The organism is Dyadobacter sp. OTU695 (assembly GCF_038440355.1).
Taxonomy (GTDB): domain Bacteria; phylum Bacteroidota; class Bacteroidia; order Cytophagales; family Spirosomataceae; genus Dyadobacter.
The window spans coordinates 44,502-57,440 of record NZ_JASATN010000014.1 but is presented as its reverse complement, the minus strand read 5'-3'; the positions used below and the strand labels follow the sequence as shown (position 1 = coordinate 57,440).

Below are 12,939 nucleotides of genomic sequence, written 5' to 3'. Positions count from 1 at the left end.
TTTAAGGCTTTAATTTATCAAGATGCTTTTGAAATTTTTGCGAACTCCTGCTGCATTGCTTATCTGTTTTTTTCTGGTCGTCGCTGTGCGCTTCAACCGAAATGATTTGTTGGTAAAACGTTCGCTCGGAGATGCGGCCTTTTACATCGGGAACGTAGAATTTTTGAGAGGTGCCCCCGTGGCCTTTCATTTACAGGCCCCTTTTAACGAACGCCTGCTTGTGACCATCGCAGCTGCGCCACTTCCGTTCGATCCGATGACATCCATCAATATCGTCAATGTCGTTTTTCTGCTCGCCTCGATCTGGTTTCTTTACAAGCTTTTGGAACACTTCGGGCTGGATAGTGACCTGGTTTGGGTGGGACTGTATATGTTCGTATTTTCTTTCCCGACATTTTATTACAGCACAATCGGCTATGTCGATTCCGGAGTCCTGCTAATGATATTCGTCGGAACGTATGCTATTTATAAAGAAAATCACCTGCTTTTTCTGCTTGCCGTGGTTCTCGGAGCCATCGCTAAGGAAGGAATCGCACTCCTGATCCCTGTGGCGATGGCCTACGCCTTTGCCCGAAAGGACAACCGCTGGTACTATTCGGCGGCAGCCGGGCTATTGCTGTATCTGGTGACCTGGGGCCTTGTAAAGAAATATATTCCTAATGGTCATGGCGATACCCCCGTGCTTTTCTGGCAACCGATTACCTGGCGTATCGTCGATAACTTCACGCGCCTGCACGCTTACCTGAGTTCGGTCCTGAGTTTCGGTATTCCCGGCGTCTTGTGCTGCTATTACCTGACCAGGTTCAGCGGGGCGGTAAAAAGTGCATGGAAAGAAGAATTGCCTCTCTGGGTCGGGACGATAGGAGGATATTTACTCTGGTTTTACACTCTTTTCTCGGCGCACACCGACGGCAGGTTTTTCTGGGTCGCCTATTGCTTTCCCATCGTTTTGTCGACGCTATGGTGGCGTCGTTTCGGGAAACCATATAACATATAGCCCCGCCCTCACGCCCAAATCAGCAAGTCGCTATTTCTTAACGTTTTATTGATCTGCATTTCCCAGAAATGTGTTGAATTAATTGTAATTTTAGAGGAATGCTTTATACAAATCTTTCAACTTAACCCAATAAAACCAAATGATGAAAGTTCTATGCAAATTTGGATTGGTATGGCTGCTCATTGCGCTGTTTGCAGGATGCGACGACCACGATACCCCGCAGGATGTTGTAAGACAGGACGGTTTACCGCTCAGCGGTTCGCAGGAGCTCCCGGCAAAGCAGACACAGGCGACCGGCTGGGCCAATGTTTCTTATAATAAAACTACGCACATGCTCACATTTACGCTTAACTGGGCCAATTTGTCCGGCATTCCCACAGGCGCGCACATACACGGGACGGCGGCGCGAGGTACCAATGCTGGCATTAAATTCGATTTCTTCTCACTAATCCCCAAAACCCAGACGGGCACCTTTTCATCGTCGGTACTGGTAGACGGGGTGAGTATCAATGAAAACGACCTGCTCAATGGGCTGTATTATTTCAATATCCACACACCGGCTAACCCGGGCGGTGAGATCCGCGGCCAGATCGAGTTTTATGACCAGCCGCATATTGTGGTTGCCAAAGGTTTGCCGCTCCAAGGATCGCAGCAGGTGCCACCCGTGGTTACTAGCGCGACGGGAACGGTGGATGTGATGTATAACAAAACGACCCATCTGCTGAGCTATTTCATTAAATGGAAAGACCTCACGGCAACACCGACCGGCTCGCATATTCATGGAACGGCCGCTCCTGGCGCCAATGCGCCTGTCAAACACGACTTTTTTACGAATTTCCCTAAAACCCTCTCCGGCGAATATTCGAATTCGGTCATAGTGGACGGAGTGATGATCAAGGAAACGGAGCTGCTCAATGGGCTGTATTATTTCAATATCCATAATATCATTCATCCGGGCGGAGAAATCCGCGCGCAGATCGTGTTCTGATTTTTGTAACAAGCCACAACACAATCCCGCCCGCTGTATCCGGGCGGGATTCTTTATTTAAAAGCAGAATACTAAAGACGAACGGCGTAATCTGAATTATTAAGACGTTTTTATGCTACAAATGGAATTGGCCGATAGCAACGGTCGTTGGTCGACAAGCCGACGTGCCTGCTTTTGCAATTCCGTAAGATGCTGTATCATTGTGTAATAACTCCTGACTAGATCGTTCCGCATGTTCCGACCCGTACATATTCTCCATGCTATTGCCCTGTATTTTTCCAAAAGCGGGCTGCTTTGCGTTGCATTGTGCCTGGGTTGCGTATATAGTGGATGGTCACAGCAGATCGATCCTGATCTTTCTTTGTTGATCCGGGAAGAAAAAGCGTTCGCCGCAAAAGCGGTGGAAACGGATGTACCGACCGCCTTTCTGGCCTATCTGGACAGTTCCGGAGTCATATTCAATGGAGAGAGCGCGGTGAACGGCATCGCACAATACGGCCAGGCGCCCAAAGGCGGGAAAGATCTTTTGAAATGGTACCCGGTTATTGGTCACGTTTCCCCGGGAGGCGATATGGGTTTTACATCGGGCCCATTCCAGTTTTTTGCCGATCGCGCACAGACTGCGGCAGGTTCTGGCTACTTTTTTTCGGTGTGGAAGAAGAATAGCGCCGGGCAATTCAAGGTGGTGCTGGATGGCGGGGTGATCCATTCTCAAAAAAATGCAGCCGAAGCATTCCAGCGCGATCCCGAACCGAAGAGTAATACGGCATATGCCTATATTTTACCGATTCCAAAAGTTGACGATCGCGACCCGCAACCCTGGAAGGCCGAAGATGCGTTTTCGGTAGCGGCGGCAAAGGATGCCGATCAGGCCTATAAGCAGTATTTGGCTGAGGAGGTCGTTTTGCTGAGAAGCGACCGGCCATTTGGCAAAACCAAAGCAGAGGCTCTTGGTACACTAGCGCAGCAGCAAATTCAATCATACCAATTTATCAGATCTGGACAAGGGATTTCCACAGCGGGCGACCTTGCTTATTGTTTCGGCAAGACAAAGTCCGTGAAAGACGGCAAAGCTGTTGTGGGATTCTTTACCCGCGTCTGGCAGCACCGGCCCGAAGGCTGGAAGATCGTTGCCGAGCAGGTTAGTCTGTTTCGTTAAAATTTAACGCATTCATTTTCACACCGGCCGTACAGCCGGTGAACGGAAGCATTGCGCCCGCTGCATTGCTTCGCCCACTTGCCGCGTCCCGTCCGCCGGCAACACATGCGTATTTTTTATCAATCCATATATTCCATGAAAAATATCTATTCACTATGGTGCATGTTTTTGCTGCCGGCAATGCATGCGATCGCACAGGACAGGATGGTGACCGGCTCGGTGACCACCCGGGACGATGGAACCGCATTGGCGGGTGTCAGTATCAAGGTTAAGTACGCGAATACCGGTACGCAGACCGATGGGAGCGGGGCGTATGCGATTAAGGTAGCGAGTGATACTACCGTTTTGGTTTTCAGCTACATTGGTTTTGAAACACAGGAAGTAAAGGTGGGCAACCGCTCGCAGCTGGATGTTGGACTGGCCGAGGATACGCGGCAACTGGGCGAAGTGGTGGTAACGGCCCTGGGTATCAGGCGCGAGGAAAAGTCGATCGGTTTCGGCGCGCAGAAACTGGATGGGGGAGAACTGAGCAACGTGCGTGAAGCCAACCTCGTCCACTCGCTTTCAGGCAGGCTCGCAGGCGTGCAGGTGGCGGGCAACACGGGGTCGATGGGCGGCTCGGCGAAGATCAATATCAGGGGCATCAATTCGATTTACGGTAATAATAACCCGCTTTTCGTCGTGGATGGAATGCCTATGGAAAACCGGAATACCAATTCGCTTGAACAGCAGCGGGGCGCGGGCGGTTATGACTTCGGCAATTCTATCCAGGATTTAAACCCCAACGACGTTGAAAATGTGACAGTCCTGAAAGGCGCCGCAGCCACGGCCCTGTATGGAAGCCGCGGCTCGAACGGCGTGATCGTGATCACTACCAAAAAGGGCGGCAAATCCAGAAAGCCGAATCTGAGCTACACATTTGGGTATAATATCGATAAAGTTTACAAACTGCCTCGGTATCAGAATAAGTATGGCGGTGGCTATGAATTTGAGAAATTGTACTACAAGGAGAATCCCGATGCATTTCCGGCCGATCGCAAGGGTAGTTACGACGATAATGACGGTCTGGGACCATACGACCTGTTGCCGCAGTACGCCACGGACGAATCGTGGGGGCCGAAATTCGAGGGACAACTTTACCGGCCCTATTGGAGCTGGGACAAAGACAGCGGTAACCCTGACTTTGGCAAAGTGGCGGCATGGAACGCGCAGCCGAACAATATCAAAAGCTTTTTTGAAACCGGAGGCACCTTTAACCACAACGTCTCGCTCGACGGTGCTACCGACAAAGGCTCTTACCGCATTTCCTATTCAAACTTTGATCAAAAGTTTATCCTACCCAATTCCAAACTCGTGCGTCATAATGCGAGCATTAATGCGAGCTACGAGGCGATCAAAAATCTGACGATTTCAGGAGCCGCGAACTTTGTGACGCATTCGGCCAAGGGCAGGCCGGGGACTGGGTACGGCGATGACGGCGGGAATGTGATGGTGCAGTTTACCCAATGGGGCCAGCGGCAGATCGATTTTAATAAAATGAAGGAGTATGAACTCCCTGACGGTACACAGCTTACATGGAACCGCAGCTCGTGGTTCAACCCTACGCCCCGCTACTCCAACAACCCGTATTGGGTAAGGCACAAAAACTACGAGAGCGACGGCCGCACGCGGGTTTTTGGAAACCTGGCTGCAAGCTATAAACTGGCCGAAGGACTTACCGCGGAGGCAAAATACATGACGGATACCTACTTTGAAACGCAAGAGGAGCGGGTCGCGATCGGCTCGCAGTATACTTCGCAATATTGGCTGAGTAAATACAGCCATCTTGAAAACAATGTGCAGGGGCTGCTTTCCTATAATAAATTTTTCAACAAAGACTTTTCCTGGAATGCCAACCTCGGTGTGAACCGCATGACCCGTACCGGCTCGACGCTCATTTCAAAGACTGTCGACGGACTGAGCTCAAATGTATTCAGTCTCGAAGCATCGATAGGGCGTCCGGATATCACGGATTTGAAGACGAGAAAGCGCATTAATTCGGTATTTGCCAGCTCGTCGCTGGGTTACAAGGATATGATCTTTCTCGACCTGGGCGCGCGGAACGACTGGTCGTCTACCTTGCCTTTGAAGAACAATTCGTATTTCTATCCCTCGGGGTCGGTGTCCTGGATCGCATCCAGCCTGATGGATGCCAGCTGGCTGAATTTCCTGAAACTTCGCGGGGCACTCGCGCAGGTGGGTAACGACACAGACCCTTATAATGTGACGCTTGCATACTTGCTTTATCAGCCTTTCGGGACCTATTCGCGCGTTTCGGTACCTAACACATTACCTAACCCGGATTTGAAGCCGGAAATCACTTCGGAATATGAGCTAGGCACCGAAATGAAGGTGTTTAACAACAGATTAGGGCTGAACTTGTCGTATTACAACCGGCGCACGAAGAACCAGATCATCCCCCTGAGCCGCTCGGCCGCAACGGGTGCCACTTACAAGTATGTAAATGCGGGCTTACTGGAAAACAAAGGCATCGAGCTTAGTTTGAATGCATCACCTGTTTTGACCGAGCATTTCAAATGGGACGTGACCTTCAACTGGGCGAAGAACAACAACAAGATCGTCCGGCTGACCACCGACCAGAAAACCATGGTGCTTGCCAACGCGTCGTTCGCCGTACAGCTCGAAGCGCGTGAAGGGGAGTCGTTCGGCTCCATTGTAGGTTATGATTTTGTGTATAATGAAAAGGGACAGAAGGTGGTGAACGAAGAGGGCGTCTACCTGCGCTCGGACGAGCAGAAGGTACTTGGCTCGGTGCTGCCGACGTTTACGGGTGGCCTTATCAATGCATTCCGTTATAAGGGTTTCAATCTTTCGGCGCTGATCGACTTCCAGAAAGGCGGCAGCTTTTTCTCGACCACGCAAATGTTTGGTCGTGAAACCGGTATCCTGGAAGAGACCGCAGCAGGAAGTATCCGCGAAGACGGCATCATTGCCGAAGGCGTGAAAGAGGACGGTACACCCAACGACGTGGTGATTTCAGCGCGCGATCATTACAGCAGCAATGGAAACGGCGGGTATAATATCAATTCAATCGACGTGGTGGATGCCGGGTATATTTACCTGCGCGAAATCAGCCTGGGTTACAGTTTCCCGGCCGGATGGGTTTCCAAAACACCTTTCACCAAAGTGCGTGTTTCGCTTACCGGCCGCAACCTGTGGTTGATCAAGTCGAATTCCAAGCATGTCGACCCGACTGCGATCACGAACTCCATTTCCAACTGGCAGGGGCTTGAAGGCGGCGCATTGCCTTCCGTGCGCTCGATGGGCGTGAATGTTTCTTTTGGATTTTAAATGAAAACAGCAATGAAAAATATCAGGAAAATAACCACGGCAATGCTGCTCACTTCGGCACTGGCTTGTACCGACGGTTTTGAGGAAATCAACACAGACCCTAACCGTGCCGACGAGGCCACATCGGCACAGCTGCTCACCAATGCCCAGTACAATTTTTCTACCAATATTACCGACGAGTGGAACAACGGCCGTTTCGGAATGTATTACGCGCAGTATTGGTCGTCCACCTACTATTCCGACGAGAGCCGCTACCAGATCAGGGAGAATGTCAACCAGATCATGTGGAACACCTTTTATACCGATGTGCTGAATGAACTGCATGAAGCGCAGAAGATTGAGAAGGGCTCACAATTGCCAGGCCAAAAGAACCGCCTTGCTATTGCGGAGATCATGAAGGCCTATACCTATCATTTCCTCACCGACATCTACGGCGGGCCCATTCCCTATGCCGAAGCATTGAATACCGATGACGTTACGCCTTCGTACAGCACCGGTGAAGAGGTTTATGGCGGTCTGCTGGCTACGCTGGACGAGCAGGTGAAAACGCTGGACGCAACCGAGCCAGGCTATGCCACGGGAGATGTTTTGTATGGAGGTAACGTGGATTCCTGGAAACGCTTCGCCAACTCATTGCGGCTACGCATTGCCTTACGGATGATCGACGTGAAGCCCGCTGAGGCCACCGAAGCTATCAAAAAGGCGCTCGATCCGGCCAATGGGGGCATCATCACTACGCAGGATCAGAGTGCGCTGTTCCGTTGGCTGTCGTCGCCTCCGAACAACAACCCTATGAACCAGTCCTTCAAGGTGCGTGTGGATTTCTCGATGTCGAAGCCCTTTATCGATTATCTCAAACAATATGGCGACCCGCGACTGCCGGTTTTCGCCCAGCCGCTTCTCAATACCAACAATTATGTAGGAGAAGTATACGGCCAGGAAAGCAGCAATGCCAGTTCTAACGGTGATCCGACGCTCGTGAGCCTGCCAGCCGATTATGCCGTGGGAGCCACCGCCCCAACGATCTGGCTCGATCTGGCCGAGGTGAAATTCATGCTTGCCGAGATACAGGCCCGCGAGCTGAAAGTGGGGCTCACGGGAACGGCGGCGCAGTATTATCAGGAAGGTATCGCGGCATCCATGCGTTTCGCAGGCATAGGTGAAGAAAACATCACTGCCTACTTGAAAAAAGTGCCTTACAATGCCGCCAAATGGAAGGACAGTATCGGCTCGCAGAAATGGATAGCGATGTACACCCAGGGCATCCAGGGCTGGCTGGAACGCCTGCGCCTTGATTTTAAGGATCCAATCACTGGCAAGGCCATCTTCGCGCTCCCCGCCGATGGCTCCCTGGACCCGGACGTTGCCGACATTTCAAAACGCATGAGTTACCCGCTCGTCGAAGCATCTCTCAATGGTGCCCATTATCGCACCGCATTGGAGAAGTTAGGAGGCAGAAATAGTAAGGGGGTGAAGAATTGGTGGGATAAATACTGATTATCAAACGGTCGCAACCTCTCTTTTCGTTGCGACCGTTTTGGGTAATTTTATCGCATGAAAAAAATATACACACTATCATCAGCTTTTACCTTCAATGCAACCGGCGAAAAAGTAAATGCGGTGGCATCACCTGCGACTCGGCCAGAATTAGTAGCTTCAAGAGCGGACTTTCAGTTTGATTTTCCGACCCTCAGCAAATACTATTCAATATATAAACTTCAAATTCGGAACGACCATAGGATACAGGGCTTGGTCGCTTTCAGACCGACGCCTGGTATTTTAGAATGCGCAAACATGGAAATTTGCAATGCGAACAAGCATGGAAAACCCGCATATAACGGTGTTGGAAAAGCTATCGTTGCGTTGTGTTGCAAAGTATCTCAGGACGAGGGCCTGGACGGGTTCATATATTTTGATGCAAAGAACAGATTGATGCCTTACTATCAGCGACTCGGCGCAAGAAATATCTTCGGGTTGAGAATGACTATTGAGCCTGTCGCAGCAAAGAAATTGATTGATTTATACTTTAAAAATGCTTAATTTTAGGTATGGAACCAGAATTGAAAAAGACTAAACGCAGGACAGTTTTATCAGAGGATGAAGATCCGAAAGGTCCGATGATGATATGGAACGGTCCCAGATCAGAAGAAGATATTCAATGGATGAGTAGTTGGGCCCTAGCTAGAAAGGCCGAACTTGAAAAAGAGAAAGCCCAATCGATCGATAAGACCGAGTAGGCTTTCATTAAATCAAAAACTCTTCAGGTACCGCACCGACAACGCCCGCCCGGGTAGGTTATAGCCGCGTTTTTCGTAGTAATTTTCGTCGGTCAGATTGTTTAGTTTCAATGTAATGGTATGGCCGCCTGAAATTTTGAATTGGGCGACGAAATCCAGCACCATGTATTGCGGATATTCGATTTCAGGATTGATGGGGTCGGTGTAGTCAATGTCCGTTCTCGTTCCGATAGCCCTTCCTGAAAGCCTCAGTTGCAGCCATTTTAAATTATCATAAGCCAATCCAAAATTGAAAGTATTACGGGCAACGTTTTGAATGTCGCGGCGTATTTCGGATGCGTCCGTGCCAACGATGAGCTCTTTTGCTTTGATTATGGAATTACCGTTCCAGAATGCTTTCAATGAATATCGATAATCGCTTTTTGCCCCAAAATCATAAGACAGCTCGGTTTCAAGACCAGTGATTTCCGCATCGGCCGCATTCACAAACGTCGCACGGGAGGTGATAACATCTCCGTTTTCCAACGGTTCGTTCACGACTTTGATAATTTTGGCAATGCGGTTTTCGACTTTCGTACTGTAAAATGTCACGTTGGCTGCGAAACCGGATTGCGGCTTATTGAAATCCAGTCCCAGATCCCAGCTCAGGCTGCTTTCGTTTTTCAGGTCGGGGTTGCCGGCCGTGATGGCAATGCGCCCTTTTGAATCGCGGATTTCATTGTACCCGGCCACGCTGTATGCGTCGGTAGTGACGAATGCCCGCCCGATGTTTGCTTTTACCCGGAGCGATGGCAGCAGGGCATAGGTAATACCGAGACTTGGGCTGGTGAATGGGGTCGTTTTTTTACCGGCCTTGTAGGTAGGCAGCAACGGCGTTTCCCGGACGTCGAACGTAATGTGATCGAGGCGGATGCCGGGTTGCAATGTGAGATTGCCGAAATGTAGCAATGCCTGGCCGAAGAATGCGTTGGAAATCAATGCGTACTCGGGTTGGGTAGGGGCACGCTCGGTGGTATCGTTGGTCCAGCGGCGGCTGTTGGTGGACGCGTTGAGGTAATCGTAACCTAAAATCACCGAATGCCGGCCGAGCTTCCATACATCCTTTACCTGGACGCCTTTCCATGCATTATGCCCTTGTGCGGAACGGAACGGTATAACGGCCTTGCCTGATACATTCTGCGTGTAATTCCGGGTGTTTTCCTCCGATGTATACACCTTTACGCTCGGACTGTGCTGCCCGATCTGCCCGGTTAAGGCAATGTCCAGGGCCTGGCGGTCAACATCTTTGGTGCTCGCTTCCGTACTTCCCGACGAGAGCTCACCGGGTGATTCCACATCCCTCGCCTGGAATTGCTCTCCGCGCACGTCCACACGCCAGTGCTCACTGATCTGATAACCCAGCCTCAGTGCACCCGAGAAGTAATGCAACTTGGTGAATGGCCGCCGTGAACCGTCACCAGTTGTTTCATCGGTTTTTGTCACGGGACGGTCAGCGTAGTTCTTCTGGCCATGTTTGTAGCCCAAAGCATTGCGTAGCCAATTGTCTTCTCCGATTTTGTAATCTTTGGACCTTTCGAGATAGCTGAATGACAAATCATAATCCAGTTTCGGGGTAATATTTCCACCGGTATTGAGCCCTGCCTGCAATGTTTTAAAACTGCCATATTCCAGAAATGCATTTCCTGTGGGCGTACCTTTGGAACGCTGGGTAATAACGTTGATCACGCCGCCCATCGCTTGTGAGCCATACAGCGACGATGCCGGCCCTTTCAGAACTTCAATTCTTTCAATGCCATTTAAATTGATCTGCGAAAGGTTGGTAGCGCCGGCAGGACGTCCGTCGATGAGCAGTAGTGTCCTCTGGTTTAAACCCGAAAATTGCGGGCGGAAACCCCTGATACCGATGCCCGAAGACAAGTTGGGGTACTGGATTACATCCACAGCCGCCGTTTTCCTGACAATGTCGGTCAGGTCCGCAGACGGTGTCATTTGAATATCTTCTTTGGAAATAATGTCCAGCTTTTGAGCAATCTTTTCCTTTTTGGTGTCAAAACGGGTAGCTGTTACGACCACCGGATCGAGCAGTTTCCGGTTCGAGGAGTCGGGGATGCTTTCTTGTGCGAAGGCGGCTGAAATTCCTAAAATTGAGAGAATTGTCCCGCTGGCGAAAGTGCGGGCGGTTTGGTAAAACTGGATATGCATTGGTTAAAATTGAAATGATTCAAAAAGGGTTATCATGCCGATCAGGATTGAGAATGCGCCGACCAGATAGTTGACGATCATCAGAAAACGCTCACGTTTTCCGGCAAAACGGCCGACGGAAAAGGCAAAGAAATAGCCGTAGGCCGACATGGAGAGAATAATGCCGACGCTTTGCAAAATGATGATCCATACGGCGGTCATCGCGTCGCGCGCGGCGAGCGTGAGCGCCACCGTGCATGCCCCGCCCGTGCCTGCGAGGCCATGTACCATTCCTACCCAGAATGACCTGCTGACTTTACGTTCCGCAGGTATTGCGGCAGGCGTCTCAGTTTTGAAATTTCGCCGGATCGCCAGCACTCCCAGCCAGATCATCAGCGGGCCGACCAGCAACTCGACGCGGTCGGCGATATGCAGCGACGTCGTCGATTTGAGCAAGAGCACGAGAATAGCGAACAAAATCAATGTAAACGAATGGCCCAGCGCCCAGTGCGACGATCGCCAGATGAGTTTCCATCGGAGCGCCGGGCGCCGGAGCGCCGGTCGCCGCCGATCAGGATTTTTGTTTTCTTCCGTGGCCAGAACCGAAACCGCGGCCATATGGTCGGGTTCAAAGGAATGTTGCACGCCAAGGAGTAGGGAGTCAATAAGCAGATAATGAATCATTTGGATTTCCGCATAAATAAAAAAATAACTTATGGGAGAATGCAGGGAGTAGCGCGGCTGCGACGCAACCTGCCGTTTCCTCTTGCCTTTCTTCCCGAAAGCAAAACCGGATGATTCAATGGCAGGTCTTCTGGCTCGTTCAGCTCTTGCGCCTTCCCGGGAGTAATGATTGAATGATTGAATGACTGAATGACCGAATATTTTTTATTCAATCATTCAGTCATTCAGTCATTCAAAATTCGATCCCAGTGACATCTTACAAGAGTATCTTTTTGAACTTACAGCAGCGGGTACTGCTCCGGATTTAAACCGGATTCCCTTTTAATCACGCCCGGAGGCGTAAACCAATGAATGTGCAAAGCTATGTGTTTTTGTCGGAGATAAACCAGAAAAATAGCCGAATACCGCTAACTTTACGGCACAATAAGTTCTTTAACATACTTCTCCAACAGGAAAAGGGATTGCGTACCAACGCATTCCAGGGGAATCGTGTGAGAATCACGAGCTGTCGCGCAACTGTGAGGATAATGATTGACCGGGTCGCCGGTGCGATGATGGGATGACCGAATGACTGAATAGAAAATATTCAGTCATTCAGTCATTCGGTCATTCAGTCATTGAACTAAGCCAGAGCACCTGACCTTTCCTTGTTGACAATGCTTTCGCGGTATGAAGCAGGGTCTGGTTTGGATATTCGTCGGGTTTTCACCCGCATCGGCGGTCCGACGCATCGGCGCTCCGACGATCGCCCGGTGGCATTGCTGCCTGGGAATGCCTTTCTTTTTTCTGCTGATTATTTTAACGATCTGTCATCGCACGTCAAATCCTAATTTTTCTGACAGCCTTGATCCTCGAAGGGCTGCGACTGCTGTGGATGATGTTTAGGACTTCGATGCGTTCCGGCTTGATATGGTAGATGACCAGATATTTGCCGTGTTGCAGGTTTCAGTATATACCAGTTTTAGTTGGAATAAAACGACAAATAGGATGATGGAGATATTCGGAAGAACGCTGGTTGATCCGATTGTAAAGTTCCTCTATGAAGACTGTCGCGGAAGAATAGGAGAAAGTTTCGAGGCCGTAAGCGTAAATGTTTTCCAGGCTTTCAACGGCCAGATCGCCAATGACTACCGGGCGAATTTCGACTTCCATTCAGCGATTTTCTGTTTTAAATCCTGCATAGAATGAAATTTACCTTGTTGAGCTTCTTGGACCATACTTTTTACTTCCTCGTCGGTCATCGGTTGACCGGGAAGTGCGTAGTTGGTTTTAAGTGTTTTGGTTTTCCCCATAATCAAAAAAATAAGGATTTAACTCAAAGGAAAATACTTACCCGGAACAA

Annotated in this window: 10 protein-coding genes and 2 riboswitches; of the genes, 8 read left to right on the top strand and 2 right to left on the bottom strand. The window is 50.1% G+C overall.

Going from position 1 to position 12,939, the window contains the following annotated elements; translation table 11 throughout:
- Positions 1 to 22: 22 nt before the first annotated feature.
- The 7 genes from AAHB90_RS23135 (at position 23) to AAHB90_RS23105 (ending at position 8,732) form a co-directional block, all read left to right on the top strand.
- Positions 23 to 997 (top strand): hypothetical protein, encoded by a 975-nt coding sequence (locus AAHB90_RS23135; protein ID WP_342087617.1) that lies wholly within the window; start codon positions 23 to 25, stop codon positions 995 to 997.
- 139 nt (positions 998 to 1,136) lie between these two features.
- Positions 1,137 to 1,985 (top strand): CHRD domain-containing protein, encoded by an 849-nt coding sequence (locus AAHB90_RS23130; protein WP_342087616.1) that lies wholly within the window; start codon positions 1,137 to 1,139, stop codon positions 1,983 to 1,985.
- Positions 1,986 to 2,217: 232 nt separating this feature from the next.
- Positions 2,218 to 3,144, top strand: coding sequence for a nuclear transport factor 2 family protein (locus AAHB90_RS23125; protein ID WP_342087615.1), 927 nt, complete (start codon positions 2,218 to 2,220; stop codon positions 3,142 to 3,144).
- 135 nt (positions 3,145 to 3,279) lie between these two features.
- Positions 3,280 to 6,495 carry a SusC/RagA family TonB-linked outer membrane protein gene (locus AAHB90_RS23120; protein WP_342087614.1) on the top strand — a complete coding sequence of 1,072 codons (3,216 nt, stop codon included), beginning with the start codon at positions 3,280 to 3,282 and terminating at the stop codon, positions 6,493 to 6,495.
- Between the two features lie 12 nt (positions 6,496 to 6,507).
- On the top strand, positions 6,508 to 7,992 hold the full coding sequence (locus tag AAHB90_RS23115) for a SusD/RagB family nutrient-binding outer membrane lipoprotein (protein WP_342087613.1): 1,485 nt from the start codon (positions 6,508 to 6,510) through the stop codon (positions 7,990 to 7,992).
- Between the two features lie 57 nt (positions 7,993 to 8,049).
- Positions 8,050 to 8,535 carry a hypothetical protein gene (locus tag AAHB90_RS23110; RefSeq protein WP_342087612.1) on the top strand — a complete coding sequence of 162 codons (486 nt, stop codon included), beginning with the start codon at positions 8,050 to 8,052 and terminating at the stop codon, positions 8,533 to 8,535.
- An 8-nt stretch (positions 8,536 to 8,543) separates the two neighbouring features.
- Entirely contained in the window at positions 8,544 to 8,732 is a 189-nt protein-coding gene (locus AAHB90_RS23105) for a hypothetical protein (RefSeq protein WP_342087611.1), read from the top strand.
- A gap of 12 nt (positions 8,733 to 8,744) precedes the next feature.
- Here AAHB90_RS23105 and AAHB90_RS23100 read toward each other — a convergent pair whose 3' ends face one another.
- Both AAHB90_RS23100 and AAHB90_RS23095 read right to left on the bottom strand, forming a co-directional pair.
- Positions 8,745 to 10,934, bottom strand: a complete 2,190-nt coding sequence (locus tag AAHB90_RS23100; RefSeq protein ID WP_342087610.1) for a TonB-dependent receptor plug domain-containing protein — start codon at positions 10,932 to 10,934, stop codon at positions 8,745 to 8,747.
- A 3-nt stretch (positions 10,935 to 10,937) separates the two neighbouring features.
- Positions 10,938 to 11,597, bottom strand: a complete 660-nt coding sequence (locus AAHB90_RS23095; protein WP_342087609.1) for a hypothetical protein — start codon at positions 11,595 to 11,597, stop codon at positions 10,938 to 10,940.
- 103 nt (positions 11,598 to 11,700) lie between these two features.
- Positions 11,701 to 11,961, bottom strand: a riboswitch (cobalamin riboswitch).
- Between the two features lie 75 nt (positions 11,962 to 12,036).
- A riboswitch (cobalamin riboswitch) is annotated at positions 12,037 to 12,256 on the top strand.
- Between the two features lie 328 nt (positions 12,257 to 12,584).
- On the opposite strand from AAHB90_RS23095, the gene AAHB90_RS23090 reads away from it, so the two are divergent.
- A complete protein-coding gene (locus tag AAHB90_RS23090) occupies positions 12,585 to 12,785 on the top strand; it encodes a hypothetical protein (RefSeq protein WP_342087608.1) in 201 nt (66 codons plus the stop codon).
- Positions 12,786 to 12,939 lie beyond the last annotated feature (154 nt).